Source organism: uncultured Vibrio sp. (assembly GCF_947488985.1).
GTDB lineage: Bacteria > Pseudomonadota > Gammaproteobacteria > Enterobacterales > Vibrionaceae > Vibrio.
Window position 1 is genome coordinate 1 of record NZ_CANLBV010000023.1, and the last position, 20461, is coordinate 20461.

Genomic DNA, 20461 nt, shown 5'->3' on the forward strand with positions numbered 1-20461 from the left:
CGATGTTCAGCTTTATCGTAAATACGACCTGTACTTTTCATTACTTGGAGTAGCAGTTTCCAGCGAATATCAGTTAGTATTGTTCTTGGCATGGTATTGGTTATGGTTTTACTTTTGGCGAAGCAAATTATAACTCTTTACCATGCTGTTTAAAAAATACTCACGAAAGATCAACACGCCTTAGTTGTTGGTGCAAAATAAGTGCCGACTCATTGCATGTTATAAACAAATTAATGCGAGTCGTTTTATAAATACTGAATATTTTATGTGTTTAATTGGCGCTGTTACCTACAGTTGTTTTGCGAAGAGATTTAAGTGGTGAGGAATATGCCATTTAGATTAAACATCTTGAAATAACAACTTAAGGAATAGCTAACATGCACCTAAACCAAGGAAGAGTGGCCAAGAAGGTTTTTACACTCAGTACTCTCACCGCGTCATGTTTAATGGCGTTCAACAGTTATGCGGCTGTTGATTGCTCAACGTTAGAGGCGTGGGACTCTGCCACGGTATACACCGGTGGTGATCAGGTATCCCATGATGGCAGCGCGTACTCAGCGAATTACTGGAATCAAAACAACAACCCTAGCCAATTTGAAGGTGATTACGCACAGTGGAAAAAACTGGATGTGTGTAGTGGTAATGGAGGTGGCGGTACACCAAATGAAGCGCCAACAGCCTCGTTAACAGCGCCAACGGCATCCGATGTGATTGTTGAAGGCGAGAGTGTGGTACTTAGCGCAACAGCACTGGACTCTGATGGCAGTGTTGCTTCGGTAGAATTCTTTGTCGATGGTTCTTCGGTTGCAGTAGTGACAGCGGCACCATTTGAAGTGACTTGGGCTGCAACGTCTGGTAACCATCAAGTTTCAGTTGTTGCGACGGATAATGAAGGTGCAGCAAGTGTTGCAAGTGCGGTTTCTGTTTCTGTTGGTTCAGCACAATCAGGGAATGAAGCACCAACAGTTTCGGTTGCACTTTCAGCGACGTCTGTTGATGTTGGTGGTGTAGTCACACTGACAGCAACGGCAGCAGACAGCGATGGCACGGTTGATAAGGTTGATTTCTACGTAGCGGGTGCTCTTGTGGGTACAGCAGCGACAAGCCCATACACGCTAGATTACACGACCACTCAAGCAGGCTCTCTAGCGGTTTACGCGAAAGCGACAGACAACCAAGGTGCAACGGTGGATTCAGCACTGGCTTCTTTGACGGTTAATGGCGCTCCAACGGTGAGCACTTGTCGACCTGATGGCTTGTATCAAACGCAAGGTGTCGATGTTCCTTACTGTACGATTTACGATGATGAAGGCCGTGAGAAAATGGGCGCGGATCACCCTCGTCGTGTGATTGGTTACTTCACCAGCTGGCGTGCAGGGGATGACCCACAAGCCGCTTACCTAGTAAATGACATCCCTTGGGAACAACTTACACACATTAACTATGCGTTCGTGAGTATTGGCTCAGATGGCAAAGTGAATGTGGGTGATGTAAATGATCCGAATAACGCCGCGGTTGGGAAAGAGTGGCCGGGTGTGGAAGTTGATCCTGCATTAGGTTTTAAAGGGCACTTTGGTGCACTCGCAACAGCGAAGAAAAAACACGGTGTAAAAACGTTAATCTCAATTGGTGGTTGGGCTGAAACGGGCGGTCATTTTGCGACTGACGGTAGTCGAGTTGCTGATGGTGGTTTCTATACCATGACGACCAACGCTGACGGTTCTATTAACCATCAAGGTATCGAAACATTCGCGACTTCAGCGGTTGAAATGCTTCGTAAATACCAGTTTGACGGCCTAGATATCGATTATGAATACCCAACCTCAATGGCGGGTGCAGGTAACCCGTATGACAAAGACTTCATGGAACCACGTCGTCAGTACCTATGGGCTTCGTACCAAGTATTGATGAAAGTGCTACGTGAGAAGCTTGATGTGGCGTCAGCTGAAGATGGCAATCATTACATGTTAACTATCGCAGCACCTTCTTCTGGTTACCTATTACGCGGTATGGAAACATTTGATGTCACCAAGTACCTCGATTACGTAAACATCATGTCTTACGACCTTCACGGTGCGTGGAACGATCACGTTGGTCATAACGCTGCCTTGTTTGATACAGGTAAAGATTCAGAGCTAGCACAGTGGAACGTTTATGGCACTGCGGCTTACGGTGGTATCGGTTATCTGAATACGGATTGGGCTTACCATTACTTCCGTGGTTCAATGCCAGCAGGTCGTATTAACATCGGTGTGCCTTACTACACGCGTGGTTGGCAAGGTGTAACGGGTGGTGAGAATGGTCTTTGGGGTAGAGCTGCGCTACCAAATCAATCTGAATGTGCGGCGGGTACAGGCGAAGGTGAGAAGAACAACTGTGGCCATGGCGCAATTGGTATCGACAACATGTGGCACGATACTGATCCGAAAGGCAACGAAATGGGTGCGGGTTCCAACCCAATGTGGCACGCGAAGAACCTAGAGAAAGGTATTTGGGGTTCTTATGCGGATGCTTACAAGCTTGATCCTGTTAACGATCCAACGGATGTGCTGACCGGAACGTACATGCGTAACTATGACAGTGTGGCGGTTGCCCCTTGGTTGTGGAATTCCGAGAAAGGCGTATTCCTTTCAACGGAAGATAAAGATTCCATCAATGTGAAAGCGGACTACGTTATCGACAAAGAAATTGGCGGCATCATGTTCTGGGAGCTAGCAGGGGATTATAACTGTTATGTACTCGATGCGAGTGGCAATCGAACCTCTATCGATACCACTGAACAAGCATGTAATAGTGGCAATGGTGAGTTCCACATGGGTAACACCATGACGAAAGCTATCTATGACAAGTTCAAGTCGGTAACGCCATACGGAAATACCGTCGCGACTGGTGCTATTCCAACAGAAGCTCTCGATATTGCAGTGTCTGTGGGTGGCTTTAAAGTGGGTGACCAAAACTACCCAATCAACCCGAAAATCACGTTTACAAATAACACAGACCAAGCACTTCCGGGCGGAACTGAATTCCAGTTCGATATTCCCGTGTCAGCCCCTGATAACGCAAAAGATCAATCAGGTGGCGGTTTGACTGTGATTGCTTCAGGCCATACTCGTGCCGATAATATTGGTGGTTTAGATGGCACGATGCACCGCGTAGCGTTCACGTTACCTGCATGGGAAGATCTTCCTGCTGGTGGTGTGTATGAGCTAGATATGGTGTATTACTTGCCAATTTCAGGCCCTGCTAATTACGCAGTCAATGTTGATGGTGTGGATTACGCCTTTAGCTTCGAACAGCCAGACTTGCCTCTGGGTGATATCAGCGCGGGTAACGGTGCTCCAGGTGGCGGTGAAACAATACCAGGCAGCTGTGATACCACAGGTTTAACGGTTTACCCAGATTTCCCTCAGAGTGATTGGGCAGGTAATCCAAGCCATGCGAATTCAGGTGATGAAGTGGTTCATAACAATGCCATTTACAAGGCAAATTGGTGGACAAGCTCTGAGCCGGGCAGTGATGGCAGTTGGACAAAAGTGTGTTCATAGCACGGAACTGACTCGATAATCCAATGCACGAGCATTACGGATTAACGTGAATAAAACCACCGAACTGACACCAGTTCGGTGGTTTTTTATTTGTCGGTGATCCATCGACAGGGAGGTCAACACGCCCTAGTCAAAGCGACCAGTGTTCAATTAAATGGTCTGAGTAGAGCAAAAAGCCCAAGCTGGGCATCGATTCTTGACTAGAATGATAGAAGCATCTGGGATCGTTTAGAATGATTTGGAATCGCGTTTGAGCCGTTTAATCCGTTTAAGTTTTGGCTTCCTTTATCGTTTGCGCTTTTTTTTCCTTTTGCATTTTTGCAAGAAAGTAGATGTTTACACAAGCGATGAAACCGTTGGTGACCGCCACTGGCCATGCGTCAATGATAACGCCGTATACTGTGAAGAGAGCACACCCAATAAAGTTAAGAACACGCAGGCGGACGATATCTTTCATGGTGAGTGAAAGCGCAACCATCACAGAGGCTGCATAACCTAAAATTTCAACCATATTGAATTCCATTGTTTGACCCTCTTAAATTTTCCGGTACCAATTCTTCTCTTCATGAGATGGTTGAGGGAACTCCGTACCTCGAATGGTCTGGTTATGTTTAACGGGGCGACTATACCAAGTCTGTTTTTGTGATTAAACCCCCAAATTGATAGTTATTCCCTGAATGATTAAGGAGACTGCGAATGACACAAGGATACGTGGATGTAGCAAAGTGTATAAAACCCCGATTTCAGATAATAAGTGCGACATTAATGACTTTGATTACGATGGGGCTGGCAGGCTGCAGTGCACAACAAGTACCAGCAACGCTCAACTATGGTGTAGTCACCAGTGGAGACTTAGATTTTATGAAAAACGGGGTTGTAACGTACTCATGGCACCCTAAATCAGAGCAAATCTATCTTTCGCAAAAATACGACAAAACCGTTATCACTGATCTGGTGCGAGATGCGATTCAAGAGCAACTGTCAAACAAAGGATATCAGTTTAATCAAGATCATGGTGACGTCGTTGTTGGCTTTGGGTTAGCGCAAAACTCGGAGTTCAATGATGACGCAATCTTCGATGCGATCAATCTTTCAACTGGGGTCGAATTTTATGCGAGTGAAGGAAAGCAAGCCGAGAAAGGCTCCTTGTATATTGCCTTCTTTGTGCCGAACTCTGACACAAGATTATGGCAGGCATTAGCTCAATCGGACATTCAGCCCAAATTATCACCCAGCGAAACCAAGCAACGTATTAAGGGGTATGTGGGCAGGCTATTTAGCGGCATGCCAGAACGCTAGAACTATTCACTGAACCCATGTTAATGACTAGGGAATGGAGATATTGCAGATGATCATTTTTTATTTGTAACGATTGGTACATTTGCGTAAAGCAACGTAAAGTTTACGCTTTTTTTACTGGCGTTTGTCTATACTGAACAAAACGTTAACTTAGGTTTGATTCAATGAAACTGTTTTCCAAGTACTATCTCCCTCTATTAAGTGTATTCATTGTAAGTAACGCCGCAATGGTGAGCCGTGCTGCTGTCGCCGCTCCTTCTGTCGTACCAAGCCCACCGAGCCTAGGCGCGAAAGGGTATGTGCTAATCGACTTTAATTCCGGTGATGTACTGGTTGAAAATAACGCGCACACGAAACTCAACCCAGCAAGTTTGACCAAGTTGATGACCAGTTATGTGGCTGGACAAGAGATGAAGCGAGGTAACATCTCGGCTGATGACCAAGTACGAATCAGCGAAAATGCTTGGGCAAAGAAGTTTCCTGACTCTTCTAAAATGTTCATTGAAGTGAATACCGATGTTGCGATGATGGATCTCTACCGTGGTTTGATTATCCAATCGGGTAACGATGCCAGTGTGGCGATTGCAGAACACGTCGCAGGCTCTGAAGATGCCTTTGTCGATCTTATGAACTCTTGGGCAACCTCCCTTCAATTAGACAATACCCATTTTGCCAATGCACATGGCTTGGATGCCGAAAACCTGTATTCGACACCTTATGATATTGCGTTACTGGGCCGTGCCATTATTCGAGATTTACCGGATGTATATGGCTTATACAGTGAGCGCTCATTCAGTTATAACGGCATCACACAACACAACCGCAATGGTTTACTGCGTGATCGAAGCTTAACAGTTGATGGTATGAAAACCGGTTATACCTCGGGCGCAGGCTACAGTTTAGCGAGTTCGGCCACCCAAGGTGATATGAGGCTTATCGCGGTTGTCATGGGTGCATCTAGCATCAAGAATCGTGAGTCAGACAGCAAACAACTATTAAGCTACGGTTTTCGATTCTTTGACACCCTCAATCCGCATCAAGCTGGCGACCAAGTCGCTGAAGAGAAGGTATGGTTTGGTGAACAAGACACCTTAAAGCTAGGTGTAGCAGAAGATACTTTTATTACGCTACCTAAGTCGGACAGTAAAAAGCTGACCGCGTCGATTGAGCTTAACGCTGAACTGAAAGCCCCAATCGCAGAAGGGCAAACCTTAGGTGTTGTTCACTACAGTGTTGATGGCGAAGATGTGCAAACTCAGCCTTTAATTGCGTTAGAAGCCGTTGAGAAAGGGAGCATATTTAAACGCTTGATGGACTACGTTAAGTTGTTCTTTGTTGGGCTATTTAAATAGCCCTTGTGGTTAGATAACACAGACTTAGGCTAATCGTCTTGTCACGTGAGTCGTGGCCATTAAACGTAATAAAAACACAAGTACGGTGGGCGTTGTGAGTGGGTCATAATGCCCATTGATGTGTTTGTTCTCATAAATGTTTTTGCTCGCATAAATACTTTTGTTCGCAAAAAGCTGGGGATGGCGGCTTTCTTTATTAGCCGTAGCGATGGGTTTCGATTACTATACGCAAAATTTAGCAGCGTAGTTACTTATGAGCATAGAGATAAAGAACATCACCGAACCTGAAGTAACTTGTGCCAATTGTCAGGCATGCTGTTGTCGTTTAGAGGTGATGATCATCACTGATACGGGCGTACCTGAAGAGCACATAGCTTACGACCAATGGGGCGGAGAAACCATGAAACGCTTAGATGATGGTTGGTGCTCAGCGGTCGATAGAGAAACGCTGATGTGTACAATCTACGAAAACCGACCTTGGATATGTCGAGAGTTCGAAATGGGTTCTTTTGAATGCGTTGACCAGCGCAAAGATGTGATGGGTTAAGCGACATTAAAGTAATGTATTAACTATTGCCTGAGCTGTATTAGTACACCTGAGCTCTATTGTTCGTAGATCTTTATTTGTCAGTAGAGCTCAAGCACTCTGCAAGAAAATCGATAAACACGCGAATTCGCTGAGGCAAATAATCACTTGCATGGTACACCGCGTACATCGGCAAGTAGTCTTTGTTCCAACCTTCTAATATACGCGTTAATTCTCCTTTCTCAACAAACTCGTTACTCATCCAATCTGGTAACGCTGCCAAGCCTAAACCTTGTCTCGCCATAGTAAGCAACATTTCTGGGCTGTCTGACGTGAAAATCTGGTTTACGCGAACACTACGACTTTGGCGATCTTTATCGGTGAAACGCCATTCGTCCACCGGATTCATCAAAGAATAGGTTAAGCACTGATGTTGTATAAGATTTTGTGGATGTTCAGGTTTCCCGTACTTACTGAGATAACCCGGTGATGCAACGTACTGGATTTTGTTGTTGAACAGGAAGCGAGCCTTTAGCCCTGAGTCTTTGAGTTGTGATGCTCGGATAGCAATATCAATGTTGTGGTCATTCAGGTTTACAATGCGGTCGTCGACACTGAGGTTTACACGGATACCTGGATGTTGCACAGTAAAGGCTTGAATTGGTTCGCTCAGTAACATTGTAGAAAAGGCACTTGGTGCTGAGATTTTAAGCTCACCTTCTACGGATTCAGTCTCACGCTTGAGCCTACTTTCTATGGCAGACATCTCTTCGGAGTAAACGGGAGCAATAGGTGAGGTAGTCTTTTCCTGCATGAGTGAGGGAGATTTTTCGGCTATTTCGTTGAAACAAAGTGATCCCTAAGTCATTCTCCAACCACGCTATCTTCTTACTCACTGCGCCTTGTGTTATGTCTAACTTATTGGCCGTTGCGGTGAAGCTATTCAGTTGTGCGGTTTCCACAAAGATGCGAATGCATTCGATCTTGTCCATCTTACTTGCCTTTTGTTTATCTATTCCAATTTGGAATCTTAACTATCTTAAAACTAGCATTTATCACCTTAATTATGAATGATTAGGGCGTGTTGATCTTTCGAGCTGATTTTTGCAGCGAGTTGCTGGGTATTTATACAAGACAGAGGCTTCTCATGTAGCTAGCCTACATGAGAAGCCGATAACGTAGTAGAAATGACCAGCAAACGCTGCCCGAAGGGTTCGGCTAAAAGCATTTTACTCTTTGTTGAGGAGGAATTGCTTAGAATAACTAGGCGACTTCCCCCTCGCCGCGATTAAACGCTTTTATCTCGAACAAAATTTAACCGCGAAAGGTCAACACGCCCTAAATAATATCGTTGAAATTCATGATTCTTAATAGAGGTAGACTAGATGAGTACAACAATCAGCATTTTGATGGTGGTGTTCTTTGTGTTAGCGAGTTCGATTAAAACACTTGGTTGGCAAAAGAAGGTATTTGAAATCCAGCTTGGTTTCTTTAAAAGCTATGGCTTGAATAGAGTGATTATGTTTCTGGTGGGGTTAGTCGAATTGACAGGAGCGGCTCTTTTGATTTTAGCTCTATGTGAGATCTCACCAGAACAGACTCAAGTGATGGGCGGTGCAATACTGGGGGCGACTTCGATGGGAGCACTTTACTTCCACTTAAGGTTTGATACTTGGAAAGACGGTATTCCAGCGATAGTTACCTTGTTGTGTTCAAGCTTTCTAGTTGTAGGTTTCTGGTACTAGCTTCTATGTAGTGTCTCGAAAGTTTACTTGCAGGTTATTTGAGAAGAGTAGGGCTCGAAAGCCCTACGCGAGTAAGTAGACTTAGAATTCAGACGGTACTTCAAACTCCATCCATTCCCCAGTTGTTGGATGAATGAGTTTTAGGTAGCCCGCATGAAGGTGCAGACGTTCATGTTTGTAGCCATAAAGGTCATCACCACGAATCGGAACACCAAGTCCTTGCGGGTGAGCACAATGAACACGCAGTTGGTGGGTTCGACCTGTTTTAGGGGACAAGTGAACCTTGGTTTTGCCGTTGTTGGTGCTGACCGCTTGCCAATGCGTTTCAGCGTTACGCCCATGTTCATGACAAACCAGTTGTCTTGGTCTGTCGGTGATATCGCCACGCAAAGGCAGACTGATGTAACCAGATTCTCCCTTTATTTCCCCATCAAGTAGTGCCGTGTAACGTTTCTCGACCGTTCTATCGATGAACTGCTTTTGGATGTGTTTGTTTGATTCTGCCGTGAGTGCCAAGATCAACAAGCCTGATGTCGACATGTCTAGTCTATGAATAATCAAAGGGCCAGTCGCATTCGGGTAGCGCGTTTTAATACGAGTATAAACTGAGTCTTCAATGAACTTACCAGGAACCGACAAGAACTCCTCTGGTTTATTCACAACCACGATCTCGTCATCTTCATAGACAATATCAAACGACTTACCCACCGCAGGATTTACGATAAGCGGATTATCTTCTAACTCAATGCCGCTTAGCTGGTGGTCGAGGATCTCGAAGCTTTTGCTCTGGCAAACAGGGTAAAGGTTTCCATGTTGTCGAATGATATCCGTTGGCGGCAATCCCCACCAAAACTCAGACAATGCTAACGGCTTAAACCGGTGTTCAAAGGCGAAGTTAAGCAATTTAGGTAGGCAGCAGTCACCAGAGCCTTCAATCGCATTTTTGCCATCGAGTAGCTCGAGTAAATTCTTAGGTTGCTTGGCTTGATTGATAAAGTGATAGTGAGAGAGACGTTGAGTTTCCAACTGCTGTGAAATTGCTTGGTGATCTTGCTTACGGCTTTTCTGTTCACTTTCAATCACATCAACTTGTGATTGGCGTTGTGCGATCTTCTGTTTCCACTTAATACGGAGTGCTTTTAGGTCGCGTTTCTCTTGGCTACTTTGGTTGCCCAGTTGTTTGAGCAAATTCGCCGCCGACTCTTGATTGCCTAATGCCTTTGCTTGGTTGGCTTGCTCTCTGAGCTGGCTGCGCTGCGCTTTATTTGCGGCCATTGCTCGCTGAAAGGCGTCGATAGCCTGTGCGGATTCGATTTTGATCGTTTTAAGTTCAGTCTGCAATGCGTCTAGGTTGTGTGACTGCTGTAATTTCTTTATGTCAGCGGCAAGTTGTGACTGATGAGCGAGGCTTGCACTGTTTTGAGATTGAAACCGATTTAAGTCGAATGCGGGTGGAACAAAGCGAATGTCTTTTAATTGGGAAGCCAATGAGGGTTGTAATTGTAGGCCTGAAAATGCAGATAAATAGCCTAACTCTAGCGTAATTGGATTCTGAACAAGCAGAACAGCATAGAGGTTACCTTGCGAGGTTTCACCGACACCGCAGTCGAGGAGTGACTGCTGAAGCTGCCGCATGGCTAACTCACATATAGGATGCGGGGTATAGTAATACGGAAACGTAAAGCGAGTAGGTAGCGATAAGCCTACATTCACGCTGTCGTTTGCTAAGTGCAGAGGTGTGTATTGGGCAAGATTGGCTGACATTAAGATCAAACTCTATAGCGGTTCAGTGAGAGTTTGGTATTGTTGTCGAAATTAACACAAATGAGAAGCCAAAGCCGAAGATAAATTGGCTTGTTTGCTTGTTATTCTAGATAACAAGCAAACAAGCGTTTGGGAAAATATAGATTTAGCGATTTATTTACTTGGGTATGTCTTACCTATTTAGCTTCATTGGTTTTGATCACAAGCTTACCGAAGTTCTGACCTTCCAATAGCCCCATGAATGCTTGCGGTGCGCTTTCTAGACCTTCAACTAAATGTTCACGATAATGTATCTTGCCTTGTGATAACCATTTGGTCATTTGAGTCGCAAACTCGTTGTAACGGTGTGCGTAATCATCAAAGATGATGAAGCCCTGCATCTTAATTCGTTTGACCAGCAGCATACCCATCAGGCTAGACATACGATCCGGGCCTTCAGGCAGTGACGTCGCATTGTATTGAGATATCAGGCCACATACAGGAATACGAGCACCTGTGTTAAGCAGAGGCATGACTGCATCGAATACCTTGCCGCCAACGTTTTCAAAGTAAACGTCGATGCCGTTATCACACGCTTTCGTCAGTTGTTCCGCGAAGTCTTCGGCTTTGTGGTCGATACACTCATCAAAGCCAAGTACATCTTTCGCGTATTGACACTTATCGTGGCCACCAGCAACGCCGATAACACGACAGCCTTTCAATTTACCGATTTGACCAACCGTTGCACCTACAGCACCTGTTGCAGCCGCAACGACCAGAGTGTCACCTTGTTTAGGTTGACCGATATCAAGTAAGCCCATGTAAGCAGTAAAGCCAGGCATACCCATGATGCCAAGTGCATAAGAGGGATGAGTTGGCTGTTTGCCTAGTTTGATAAGACCGTCACCGTTAGACACACCAAGATCTTGCCAACCTGTGTAAGCCAGAACCCATTCTCCCACTTGGTAATCAGCGTGTTTTGACTCTTCAACCTGACATACGGTTGCCCCAACCATCACTTCATCAATCGCCACTGGATCGGCGTAAGATTTAGCATCGCTCATGCGACCACGCATATACGGGTCTAGAGAAAGGTAAACTGAGCGAAGTAACATCTCACCATCATTGATACTAGGTGCCGCTACCGTTTCTAAACGGAAGTTATCTTGCGTCGGTGCGCCTACTGGGCGAGAAGCCAATACGATGCGACGATTGTCTTGTTGAGTCATTGGTTGTCCTTAATTTAATGTTTTACATATTCAGAATTAGACCAGTCGTCTAGTGGACTATTTTGAAGGTATTGTTCGTCGTGGCAAAAGTAGCTTCAAATACTCAAGTATCAAAAAGCCCCAACATAGCGAGTATGTTGAGGCTCAAATCAGTCATTTCGATTATTGAATAGAGATGAGCTCTACATCAAAAATCAGTGTTGCTGACGGTGGGATAGGGCCAGAACCGCCTTTACCGTATGCGAGAGTGCTTGGAATGAATAGACGAACTTTTTCGCCTTCAACCATGTAAGTCAGACCTTCTTGCCAGCCTTTGATGACTTGCTTAAGTGCAAATGAGATTGGCTCACCGCGCTCTACCGAGCTGTCGAAAACCGTGCCGTCGATCAGTGTACCGTGGTAGTGGACCGTTACTTTACTGTTCTTGGTTGGGTGTTCTGTGCCTGTACCTTGTTCAAGCACTAGGTATTGAAGGCCGCTTTCAGTGGTGATCACGCCTTCTTTGGTGGCGTTTTCAATTAGAAACTGTTGGCCTTGCTCGAAGTTCTCTCCGCCAGACTTATGATTCGTCCAAGTACGGTAAATCATGAAACCCGCTAAAAGAAAGACAATGACCGGGATAACAAATTTAGACATAGTAAAACCTATTTTTAGTTAATGCTGAGTTTTATAGTTGATGTTGAGTTATATAGTTGATGCCGAGTTACATAGTTAACGCTGAGTGCGTTAATCAGTGGTTGGCGTCGTGATTATGGTTGAGTCAAAAGGTAGTTGATCGTTTTCGCAATGCCAGCAATGTCTTGGTGACCTGCTGTGAGTACTTGGTATTTACCATTGATGATAAAGGTTGGTACTGAGTTAATTTGACCTTTTATAGAGATATCTTCTGCTTTTTTAACGTACTCAAAAAGCGCAACTTGTTGTTCTTTGTTGAGTTGATATGGGCTAACCAAACCACGAGAGGTGAATGCGGTTTCTAGTGCTTGCTGGCGTTGTTCTGGTGTTGCATCGGCACCCATCTGTACTGCTCCAAAAAGGTCGTCCATAAACGCGAGATCTGGCGTAGCATCAAGTTGTATCACTGCTGTGTAGTAGATCATTGCGCTAATTTGAGCGCTCTCATTGAACGTCACGTGCATCTTGCCAATGGTCTGGTTTGTTAGAGACTCAATCTCTGGAATCGCACTTTCCATTTGACGACAGTGGCCACAATTAAGAGAGAAGATCTCAGTGATTGGCGACAGGTTAAATTCAGTGAGCGTAGAAGGCAGTACTTCGTACTGAACACCTTTCTGTGGTTCGTTTGTTTCGCTACAACCCGCGATAATAAGTACGGCAGTGAGCGCGGTGATGAATTTAGTCAATGGTTTAAACATAATGTTTACTCTAGCGTTGAGAAGTCGTGGGATTCTAACTATTTAGTCCGAATTGGAAAACAATTATAAGGTAAATAAATGAAAACAGTTCGAACTCACGAGTGATGATTCGGCGGGTTGGTGGCTAACTGTGATCGAAAGCACTTTTTTTTGCCGTGCGTTCTTTTTGCCTAAAGTTTTTTACTCGACGCCGATATAGTGATTAGTCAAAGGTTTGTCTGCATGAGTGGTTGGTGAAGTAATGAAATATTTAGCAATAATATTGAGCGTAGTCTTGGTTGGATGTAAAACAACGCTTCCTCCTGGTTTACTGGGTGACGATATGCTAACGACTGCGCCCCAAACGGATTATGATCTGCTGCACCCTGAGTGGGGAATCGCCCAAACGACAGAGGTTACGACTCATCGCGGTTACTCGCTCCAAAGCCGTAATCATCAGCAAAAAAACATCACCACCAATTACGGACGTGGCGTTTCAACCAATGATCCATTGGAAGTCTTTTTAAGACAAAACCGTATCGATTTTGAAGTGTTGCCGGGTAACCATGTGATGGTAAAGCTTGAGCAGCACGTGAACTTTAAAACAGGTTCAGCATTCCCCGAGCCAGCTTATAATCAATGGCTAGATACGCTAGGCAGCTACCTTGCTCAACGGCAAGATATTGATGTGGTGATTGAAGGGCACACCGATAATACGGGCACAGATCGAATCAATGATCCGCTTTCAGAGCAGCGAGCAAAAGAAGTGAAGGCTCGATTAGAGAGTAACTATGTTTCTAGTCGTTCCATTTATACTCGTGGCTTCGGTGAGTATGTTCCAGCTTGTACGAATGCTTCTGCGCAAGGCAAGGCGTGTAACCGCCGTGTAGAATTAATGCTGATCGTAGCGAAGTAGTGGTTTGAACTTTTACTCCCAATTTGAAGCGATTAACGCCAAATAACAGATATAAAAAATCCCTCACATTCGAGGGATTTTTTATATCTAGATGTTGTCGCTTTATTGCTTATGAAAACTGCTGTTCTAAGTAAGTTACGATATCTGAAGATTCGTACATCCACTCAGTTTTGCCGTCTTTTTCGATACGTAGACAAGGCACTTTCACCAGACCACCGCCAGCTTCAAGCTCTGCACGGTGCTGTTGATTGTTCTTTGCGTCACGAAGTTCAAACTGAACCGATTGACGCTTCATCGCACGGCGTACTTTTACACAAAATGGGCACGCTTCGAATTGGTATAACGTGTGCGCTTTTGCTTGCTCATTGACTTTGCTTTGCTCTTCTTGTGAGCGCTTCACACCGCGTGGGCTGAAAATAAAATTCAATAGCAAAATGACACGACCTAAGAACCAACGGATAAACTTCATAACTCTCTCTACATCTTTAAAATTAGTGTTACAATTTGCAGCATTATATACACAAGTTTCATTGGATGCTTGCAACAAACTGCTAATATTTACTTTGTCCGTTCAATCGTGTGAGACTTAGCCACATTAAGCCCTAAACGTTTCGAGAGTCGAGTCAGGTTTGCTCGGTCTGTTTTCAGAACTCGACCAGCCTGCGCCCAGTTAAAGTTAGCGTCTTCTAACACCTCAGTAATGATGGTGCGCTGAAAATCGTCTGTTGCGCCGCGCAGACCTGCAGAAAGGTCGACGGTAGGCGTTGATAACGGAGTCGTCTTCGCTTGAGTGGTTACGATTGGCTGATCTTGGTCGAGTGGGCCACAATCTTCTTTGGTGATAGTCACTAGGCTTTTGTTTGTGCTGCGCGCCAATGCTTTCAATGCAGAACGACTGATCACGTGCTCGAGCTCACGTACATTGCCGGGCCAGCTGTAGCGACTCAGGAAGGACAGAACCTCAGAGCGAAATTTTACTTGATTGATACCAAGCTTACGGCGTGCTTGTTCTAGGAAGAAACCAGCCAGTAAGCTGATGTCATCACCGCGATCTTTCAGTGCAGGCACCGCGATAGGGTATACGGTCAGTCGGTGGTATAAGTCCGATCGGAATCGGCCGTCTTGAACTTCTTGTTTTAGGTCTCGGTTGGTTGCCGCCAATACCCGAACATCGATGGTTTGGATGATGTCTTGACCAACGGGCTGTATCTCATTGTTTTGCAGTGCACGAAGTAGTTTGCTTTGCGCTGCAAGGGGCAGCTCACCAATTTCGTCAAGAAACAGTGTGCCACCATCAGCTAAGGCAAATTTACCTAAACGGGTTTTGTCAGCGCCAGTAAATGCCCCACGCACGTGACCAAACAGCTCGCTCTCAACCAAGTTTTCAGGAATAGCGGCACAGTTGACATAAACCAATGGTTTGCGTTTACGTTGTGATTGGTGATGCAGAGTACGAGCAACAAGCTCTTTACCGACACCGGTTTCACCATGGATCAGGATATTAAATTCCGATGGTGCTACAACCGCAATGTCGTTCTTCAGCGCCATCATGGTATCGCTTTTACCTATCAGCTCACCACCATCACGTTCCCACGATTCCACATTCAACTCTTCTAATAGCTGCTTGGACTGTTTTGCTTGATGCTCAAGCTGCGAGAAAGTCAGCGCCATCTGCATTGCTGAAGCGGCAATCGCTGCTAGCACTTCTAGGTTGCGCGCGGGTATATTGGCAAAGACACCTGGTTTTAAGCTGTCTAGCGTCAAAACCCCTAATAGTTTATCGCCAAACAGTAGAGGCAAGCCCATACAAGCATGCATCGGTAATTCCCCATCATGGTCTATCAGCAAGCCATCGAAAGGATCGGGTAGGGGGCTATCTGAATTAAAACGAACGGCAGAGCGAGAGGCGCAGATCTCGGCAAAACGTGGGTGTTCTGAAATGATAAAGCGACGTCCGAATGTATCTCGACTAAGCCCTTGCATTGCCACTGGTACTAGCGTGTCGCCTTGAAGGCTTAATAGTGCGACACAATCACAGGTTATCGTTTTACGAATGGCATCGATTAGGCGATTAAAGCGGTCTTGATCATTCACACCACTGGCTAAACCAATGGTCATTTCCATAAGAGTCGATGGGGAGATATCTTGCATAAAGGCATCATACTGGTTGTATTTATATACATGGTAGAGTCTTTTTGACTCAAAAAAAAGGTCTTTTTGACCAAGGTTTGATATGGTTTTTTTAGAGGAGAGTCAGACACAGCTAGCTTTGGCATGTTGGCACCTTTCATGCATTGTATCTATTACACGCGTCGGTACGGGTTAATAATTGAACCATATTTAAATTCAATTACTTAGCGCTACTTATCCACCTGCGTGATTCTCATAATAATAGTAGCCAAAGAGCTCATTGAGAAAAATCATTATAAAGTCATCTTAAAATTAAGTTAGTCAATTTGACTCGATTATTCAAAAGACTAAGTGTTCGGAGTAAATCAATGCTAAACAATCTACATATCAACATTATCAAGTCGACGATTCCTCTTTTAGAAAGCGCAGGCCCTGCTTTAACTCAACATTTTTACCAACGTATGTTTACGCATAACCCTGAATTAAAAGATATCTTTAATATGTCTCACCAACGAACAGGCCGCCAAGGTGTGGCATTGTTCGAAGCTATCGCTGCTTATGCTAAGAATATTGAAAACCTAGCTGCTTTGACCTCGGCGGTTGAACGCATTGCTCAGAAACATACGAGTTTTAACATCCAACCCGAGCACTACCAGATTGTTGGTTTGCACCTAATTGAAACATTGCGTGAACTTGCCGCTGATGCATTTGCGCCAGAAGTCGAGGAAGCATGGACAGCCGCTTATCTATTCTTAGCGCAAGTTTTCATTGATCGTGAGGCCGAACTTTATCTACTGCGTAAGCAAGCGGTTGGTGGTTGGGAAGCATCACGTACGTTTGTGATTGCCGCCAAAATCAAAGAATCTGCACTGGTAACAAGCTTTATCTTACGGCCAAAAGATGGCGGTGAAGTTCTCGATTACACACCGGGTCAATACATAGGTATTGAAGTGAAACCGGAAGGCTCTCAATACAGTGAGATTCGTCAGTATTCATTGTCTGATAAGCCAAACGGTAAGCAATATCGCATCTCGGTGAAGCGTGAAGCTGAAGGCCAAGAGACGCAAGGTGTTGTCTCTAATTACCTACACGGCTCTACGGCTGTTGGAGATGAAGTTAGTCTATATGCACCAGCAGGTGACTTTATGTATCATGAGCGCAGTAAGCCAGTAACGCTTATCTCTGCAGGGGTTGGTGTGACGCCAATGCAGTCAATGCTTGAATTCTTAAACTATCAACAGAAAAGCGAGCCAGTCTTATACCTTCACGCATGTGAAAATGTTGGCCAACACTCTTTCACGACTCGTGTTAAAGACATTGTGGCGGATAAAGGTTGGGAAGCGAAAACGTGGTACATGAATAAAGATGGAGCGCCATGTGATAACGCGCATCAAGGTCAAATGGATCTCGCGTCTATCTCTGATAGCAAAGGTTTTGAGGAGAGTGATTTTTACATCTGCGGTCCAATTGGCTTCATGAAGAATATTGTTGAACAACTGGATGCACTTAACGTTGACCGTTCACGTGTTCATTACGAAGTATTTGGCCCTCACGCTAACTTCTAATCGTACTCGCCTGATTAATGCCTCGATTCAAAAGACCTCACTGTGAAGTGAGGTCTTTTTCGATTAGTTTCTCTTATCTGGTATTTGAGAATACCGCACTCAAACATAGACCTTGAGACTAGCTTTAAGAGCGTTTGAGCTTTTTGGCGATGTATTTTGTATCAAATAATTCTGGCCAATACATTTTAATATACCTCCCTGCCACCCAAATCACTAAGATTGTTGCGATAGTTAGCTCAAAGAAGCCAAACCTATGCAGCCAATACCATTGCGGGTATTCAGTCCCGAAAAGCGTGGTTAAATGGTGCATAGCAATCGCACTGATCACTGAAGGGAAAGTAACAGCAGCAATGGAAGGCTGGAATTTCAGGCGCATTAATCGGATATAACACAAGTAAATCAACAGGGTCATCGTGATGGCAATACCCGCCAACGCGCCAGTCAGAATTGGGTCTGGATTGTCGAAGTTAACCAAATATGCCGCTAAAGACAGGTTAACTGGGGCTGCCATAATAGCCAGTGTTGGCCTTGCTCTACGCGGTAGATTGCCTTCGAAAACTAAGCGATATAAGACCACTGGCAACATGAAGAAATAGATGCTAATACACGTGAGCGCGAGCGTTTCAGAAAATACCGTATGCCCAAATTGGGTGCCGGCTAAGGAACTGCTGATTAACCCTACCGGATACAGAAACCAACTCGGAACAATGTTAGACATCTTGAAGTTGAGGATCTGGAAACTGAAGAACAACACCATCATGGTAAAATGCAGTAATAGCGCACAAAACCAAATAGGGTAGGCAACGCTCTGTGATATCTCGGCTAAATAGTCGCACAGGATCAGAAGCGCCATGCTCATTGGTGCCATTAGGCTGCCACTTAGCGGGTGGCGTATATCATTGAGGAAGGTATTAAAACTTGTGAGATAACGGAGTAACACTGGCAGTAATAATAAGGCACCAAATGCTGCAAGGTAGGGGCGAATGATTTCACCAATACCGGGTATATATAAAGCCCAAGCTTGTCCTAGCCCAATCACTCCAAGTGCTAAAGACGCCTGAGAGGGCGGCACATTTTTTACTTGGGTTAATCTCCTCCAGTTCAACGAATTTCTCCAACTTAGTTAATTTTTTAAAGGTACGGTTAATGATAAAGGGTATGGCTAAAGATAAAAATTATGCCCTAGAGCGAGCATTCAGGCGTGCCGTTATTGGAACGGATCAGGCACTCAAATAAATTTGAGCGGGATGATAGCAAGTTTACCGTTTGCGTTTTTGGTTTTTCTATTGATTCTAAGCATTAATCGCGATCAAAGTGTGCTTTGCTGTTCGAGTTTTGAACGTTGCCTTTGGTTCAACACTTTTAGCCGAACCCTTCGGGCAGCGTTTGCTGGTCATTTCTACTACGTTATCGGCTTCTCATGTAGGCTAGCTACACATCGACGCCTCTGCTTTGTATAAATACCCAGCAACGCGCTGCAAAAATCAGCTCGAAAGGTCAACACACCCAAGTATTATACCTTCTCTTGTTGAGGGAGATCTTGCTGTCTTAGCTTGTCATTTTTCAGCGTACGGTGAAGTAATTGACTGTAGATTGGCTGTCCACCGAGTACCTGAGCAATGATCACCGCCCCCAAGCAAGTAATGAGCAATGGCAGAATGAGGTAGTAGTTATTGGTCATTTCAATCACCAGAAGTATACCTGTAATTGGTGCCCGCACAGTCGCGGCAAATAAGGCACCCATACCCGCAATCGCAAATATACCCGGTTCAATGTTCAGTTCAGGAAAGAACGCAGCAGCGATAAGCCCAAATGTGTAACCAAAGAGGGTACCCAGTGCTAGCATAGGAGCAAAAATACCACCGGGTGCACCAGACCCGAAACAGAGTAGCGTAGTAAGAACACGGCCTATGAACAACAGCAGCAATACATTTACACTGAAATTACCATTGGTGATATCAGGAATGATAGTAATACCGCCGCCAGTTAATTCTGGTATGTAAAGAAGCAATAAACCAAAGCAGCCACCAATCAGTGTACCTGTCATGAGGTAGCGTTTGCGATCATTCTTATGTATTGCGACAAACATGTCTTGCGATAGCGTAATCAGCTTGTTGAAAATGACACCAAATAACCCGAATAACACGCCCAGTAGTAGGAATAACCACAGCGCGTTCAGTTCTGGTGATTGATATTGCGGAACGGTAATAACAGCAGACTGACCATTAATGAAACGAAAGACAATATTTGCTGAGATTGCAGAGATAATGACGGCTTTAATTGAAATGAGCGTATAGCGAAATTGTGGTCTCATTTCCTCTATGACGAACATAACACCGGCTAAGGGCGCATTGAAGGCAGCGGCTAAGCCTCCGGCTGCCCCTGCTGCGAGCAATGAATGCCGAGTATCGTCATTTTTGACTCGAAATATATCCGTGATCATACGACCAATACTGCCGCCCATTTGAACCGTTGGTCCTTCACGGCCTAAAACCATACCTGAGCCTAATGCACCCAAACCACCAAAGAATTTTACGGGCAATACTCGCCACCAACGAACAGGGCGCATGCCTTCCATTGCGCCTTCAATTTCAGGGATGCCTGAGCCAGCGGCTTCTGGAGCAAAGCGGTGAACGAGGAAGTAACCAATAAAAGCGAGTGCCGCGCTGACTAAGAAGGCGGCAAGCCACAGGGGTAAGTAGTGAACGAATTCATTTTTTAACCACTCAGTTCGTGTTTCTGAGATGAAATGAACCGCAATTTCGAAGTAACTGCCAACGACGCCAGCCAGTATACCGACGATGCAAGAAAGAAAGAGGACCGAAGCCGGCGTTTTGTCTCTAGAGAGAAATTGGTTAATGGCATCCTTTGGCATTTTAGCTAACAGGGATTGCTTTATTTTCTCTCTTTTGGTCATTGAGGTCCTACTCCTGAGTTAATTCTGTGTCAGACTCAAATTATACGCTTCCTCGTTTTATCCTATAGCGGCAAATACGCAAAGTTGAATTCCATTTATGAAACAAGTCTATGATATATGCGGAATTTGGGCGTTATTA

Annotated in this window: 18 protein-coding genes and 1 pseudogene; 7 read left to right on the forward strand and 12 right to left on the reverse strand. The window is 44.9% G+C overall.

The window, feature by feature from the left end; genetic code table 11:
• Window positions 1-92 (reverse strand): annotated as a pseudogene (locus tag Q1A70_RS07500) (IS5/IS1182 family transposase); the annotation flags it as partial.
• Between the two features lie 285 nt (window positions 93-377).
• Between Q1A70_RS07500 and Q1A70_RS07505 the strand changes: the two are divergent.
• Window positions 378-3545 carry a glycosyl hydrolase family 18 protein gene (locus Q1A70_RS07505; RefSeq protein ID WP_299688551.1) on the forward strand — a complete coding sequence of 1056 codons (3168 nt, stop codon included), beginning with the start codon at window positions 378-380 and terminating at the stop codon, window positions 3543-3545.
• Window positions 3546-3813: 268 nt separating this feature from the next.
• Here Q1A70_RS07505 and Q1A70_RS07510 read toward each other — a convergent pair whose 3' ends face one another.
• The gene (locus Q1A70_RS07510) at window positions 3814-4068 is read right to left on the reverse strand and encodes a YgjV family protein (RefSeq protein WP_299688554.1); all 255 of its coding nucleotides are present in this window, start codon (window positions 4066-4068) and stop codon (window positions 3814-3816) included.
• 242 nt (window positions 4069-4310) lie between these two features.
• Here Q1A70_RS07510 and Q1A70_RS07515 point away from each other — a divergent pair, with 242 nt between their 5' ends.
• The 3 genes from Q1A70_RS07515 (at window position 4311) to Q1A70_RS07525 (ending at window position 6743) form a co-directional block, all read left to right on the forward strand.
• Window positions 4311-4844 carry a DUF4136 domain-containing protein gene (locus tag Q1A70_RS07515; protein ID WP_299688557.1) on the forward strand — a complete coding sequence of 178 codons (534 nt, stop codon included), beginning with the start codon at window positions 4311-4313 and terminating at the stop codon, window positions 4842-4844.
• Window positions 4845-5008: 164 nt separating this feature from the next.
• A complete protein-coding gene (locus tag Q1A70_RS07520) occupies window positions 5009-6196 on the forward strand; it encodes a D-alanyl-D-alanine carboxypeptidase family protein (RefSeq protein ID WP_299688560.1) in 1188 nt (395 codons plus the stop codon).
• 253 nt (window positions 6197-6449) lie between these two features.
• Window positions 6450-6743 carry a YkgJ family cysteine cluster protein gene (locus Q1A70_RS07525; RefSeq protein ID WP_299688563.1) on the forward strand — a complete coding sequence of 98 codons (294 nt, stop codon included), beginning with the start codon at window positions 6450-6452 and terminating at the stop codon, window positions 6741-6743.
• Between the two features lie 73 nt (window positions 6744-6816).
• Here Q1A70_RS07525 and Q1A70_RS07530 read toward each other — a convergent pair whose 3' ends face one another.
• Window positions 6817-7488 (reverse strand): substrate binding domain-containing protein, encoded by a 672-nt coding sequence (locus Q1A70_RS07530; protein ID WP_299688566.1) that lies wholly within the window; start codon window positions 7486-7488, stop codon window positions 6817-6819.
• The gene (locus Q1A70_RS07535) at window positions 7469-7714 is read right to left on the reverse strand and encodes a LysR family transcriptional regulator (RefSeq protein ID WP_299688569.1); all 246 of its coding nucleotides are present in this window, start codon (window positions 7712-7714) and stop codon (window positions 7469-7471) included. Before Q1A70_RS07535 ends, Q1A70_RS07530 begins: the two co-directional genes overlap by 20 nt.
• Before the next feature lie 393 nt (window positions 7715-8107).
• Here Q1A70_RS07535 and Q1A70_RS07540 point away from each other — a divergent pair, with 393 nt between their 5' ends.
• On the forward strand, window positions 8108-8467 hold the full coding sequence (locus Q1A70_RS07540) for a DoxX family protein (RefSeq protein ID WP_299688572.1): 360 nt from the start codon (window positions 8108-8110) through the stop codon (window positions 8465-8467).
• 81 nt (window positions 8468-8548) lie between these two features.
• Here the strand turns inward: Q1A70_RS07540 and Q1A70_RS07545 are convergent, their stop codons facing one another.
• The 4 genes from Q1A70_RS07545 to Q1A70_RS07560 all read right to left on the reverse strand — a co-directional run bounded on the left by Q1A70_RS07545 (window position 8549) and on the right by Q1A70_RS07560 (window position 12815).
• Entirely contained in the window at window positions 8549-10231 is a 1683-nt protein-coding gene (locus Q1A70_RS07545; RefSeq protein ID WP_299688575.1) for a pseudouridine synthase, read from the reverse strand.
• Window positions 10232-10407: 176 nt separating this feature from the next.
• Window positions 10408-11439 (reverse strand): NADP-dependent oxidoreductase, encoded by a 1032-nt coding sequence (locus Q1A70_RS07550; RefSeq protein ID WP_299688578.1) that lies wholly within the window; start codon window positions 11437-11439, stop codon window positions 10408-10410.
• A gap of 162 nt (window positions 11440-11601) precedes the next feature.
• Window positions 11602-12075, reverse strand: a complete 474-nt coding sequence (locus tag Q1A70_RS07555) for an FKBP-type peptidyl-prolyl cis-trans isomerase (RefSeq protein WP_299688581.1) — start codon at window positions 12073-12075, stop codon at window positions 11602-11604.
• 113 nt (window positions 12076-12188) lie between these two features.
• A complete protein-coding gene (locus tag Q1A70_RS07560) occupies window positions 12189-12815 on the reverse strand; it encodes a thioredoxin domain-containing protein (RefSeq protein WP_299688584.1) in 627 nt (208 codons plus the stop codon).
• A 241-nt stretch (window positions 12816-13056) separates the two neighbouring features.
• Here Q1A70_RS07560 and Q1A70_RS07565 point away from each other — a divergent pair, with 241 nt between their 5' ends.
• Window positions 13057-13710 (forward strand): OmpA family protein, encoded by a 654-nt coding sequence (locus Q1A70_RS07565; RefSeq protein ID WP_299688587.1) that lies wholly within the window; start codon window positions 13057-13059, stop codon window positions 13708-13710.
• 109 nt (window positions 13711-13819) lie between these two features.
• Here the strand turns inward: Q1A70_RS07565 and Q1A70_RS07570 are convergent, their stop codons facing one another.
• On the reverse strand, window positions 13820-14179 hold the full coding sequence (locus Q1A70_RS07570; RefSeq protein ID WP_299688590.1) for a glutathione S-transferase N-terminal domain-containing protein: 360 nt from the start codon (window positions 14177-14179) through the stop codon (window positions 13820-13822).
• Between the two features lie 89 nt (window positions 14180-14268).
• The gene (norR, locus tag Q1A70_RS07575; RefSeq protein ID WP_299688592.1) at window positions 14269-15861 is read right to left on the reverse strand and encodes a nitric oxide reductase transcriptional regulator NorR; all 1593 of its coding nucleotides are present in this window, start codon (window positions 15859-15861) and stop codon (window positions 14269-14271) included.
• A 347-nt stretch (window positions 15862-16208) separates the two neighbouring features.
• On the opposite strand from norR, the gene hmpA reads away from it, so the two are divergent.
• Window positions 16209-17405, forward strand: a complete 1197-nt coding sequence (hmpA, locus tag Q1A70_RS07580) for an NO-inducible flavohemoprotein (protein WP_299688595.1) — start codon at window positions 16209-16211, stop codon at window positions 17403-17405.
• Window positions 17406-17529: 124 nt separating this feature from the next.
• Here hmpA and Q1A70_RS07585 read toward each other — a convergent pair whose 3' ends face one another.
• Window positions 17530-18510 carry a TDT family transporter gene (locus tag Q1A70_RS07585; protein ID WP_299696849.1) on the reverse strand — a complete coding sequence of 327 codons (981 nt, stop codon included), beginning with the start codon at window positions 18508-18510 and terminating at the stop codon, window positions 17530-17532.
• A 408-nt stretch (window positions 18511-18918) separates the two neighbouring features.
• A complete protein-coding gene (gene clcA / locus Q1A70_RS07590) occupies window positions 18919-20322 on the reverse strand; it encodes a H(+)/Cl(-) exchange transporter ClcA (protein ID WP_299688601.1) in 1404 nt (467 codons plus the stop codon).
• Window positions 20323-20461 lie beyond the last annotated feature (139 nt).

Excerpts from the sequence above, each read along its gene's own strand:
- Q1A70_RS07505 (WP_299688551.1), top strand. The coding sequence starts at position 378 with ATGCACCTAAACCAAGGAAGAGTGGCCAAGAAGGTTTTTACACTCAGT.
- Q1A70_RS07510 (WP_299688554.1), bottom strand. The coding sequence starts at position 4,068 with ATGGAATTCAATATGGTTGAAATTTTAGGTTATGCAGCCTCTGTGATG.
- Q1A70_RS07515 (WP_299688557.1), top strand. The coding sequence starts at position 4,311 with ATGACTTTGATTACGATGGGGCTGGCAGGCTGCAGTGCACAACAAGTA.
- Q1A70_RS07520 (WP_299688560.1), top strand. The coding sequence starts at position 5,009 with ATGAAACTGTTTTCCAAGTACTATCTCCCTCTATTAAGTGTATTCATT.
- Q1A70_RS07525 (WP_299688563.1), top strand. The coding sequence starts at position 6,450 with ATGAGCATAGAGATAAAGAACATCACCGAACCTGAAGTAACTTGTGCC.
- Q1A70_RS07530 (WP_299688566.1), bottom strand. The coding sequence starts at position 7,488 with ATGTCTGCCATAGAAAGTAGGCTCAAGCGTGAGACTGAATCCGTAGAA.
- Q1A70_RS07535 (WP_299688569.1), bottom strand. The coding sequence starts at position 7,714 with ATGGACAAGATCGAATGCATTCGCATCTTTGTGGAAACCGCACAACTG.
- Q1A70_RS07540 (WP_299688572.1), top strand. The coding sequence starts at position 8,108 with ATGAGTACAACAATCAGCATTTTGATGGTGGTGTTCTTTGTGTTAGCG.
- Q1A70_RS07545 (WP_299688575.1), bottom strand. The coding sequence starts at position 10,231 with ATGTCAGCCAATCTTGCCCAATACACACCTCTGCACTTAGCAAACGAC.
- Q1A70_RS07550 (WP_299688578.1), bottom strand. The coding sequence starts at position 11,439 with ATGACTCAACAAGACAATCGTCGCATCGTATTGGCTTCTCGCCCAGTA.
- Q1A70_RS07555 (WP_299688581.1), bottom strand. The coding sequence starts at position 12,075 with ATGTCTAAATTTGTTATCCCGGTCATTGTCTTTCTTTTAGCGGGTTTC.
- Q1A70_RS07560 (WP_299688584.1), bottom strand. The coding sequence starts at position 12,815 with ATGTTTAAACCATTGACTAAATTCATCACCGCGCTCACTGCCGTACTT.
- Q1A70_RS07565 (WP_299688587.1), top strand. The coding sequence starts at position 13,057 with ATGAAATATTTAGCAATAATATTGAGCGTAGTCTTGGTTGGATGTAAA.
- Q1A70_RS07570 (WP_299688590.1), bottom strand. The coding sequence starts at position 14,179 with ATGAAGTTTATCCGTTGGTTCTTAGGTCGTGTCATTTTGCTATTGAAT.
- norR (WP_299688592.1), bottom strand. The coding sequence starts at position 15,861 with ATGCAAGATATCTCCCCATCGACTCTTATGGAAATGACCATTGGTTTA.
- hmpA (WP_299688595.1), top strand. The coding sequence starts at position 16,209 with ATGCTAAACAATCTACATATCAACATTATCAAGTCGACGATTCCTCTT.
- clcA (WP_299688601.1), bottom strand. The coding sequence starts at position 20,322 with ATGACCAAAAGAGAGAAAATAAAGCAATCCCTGTTAGCTAAAATGCCA.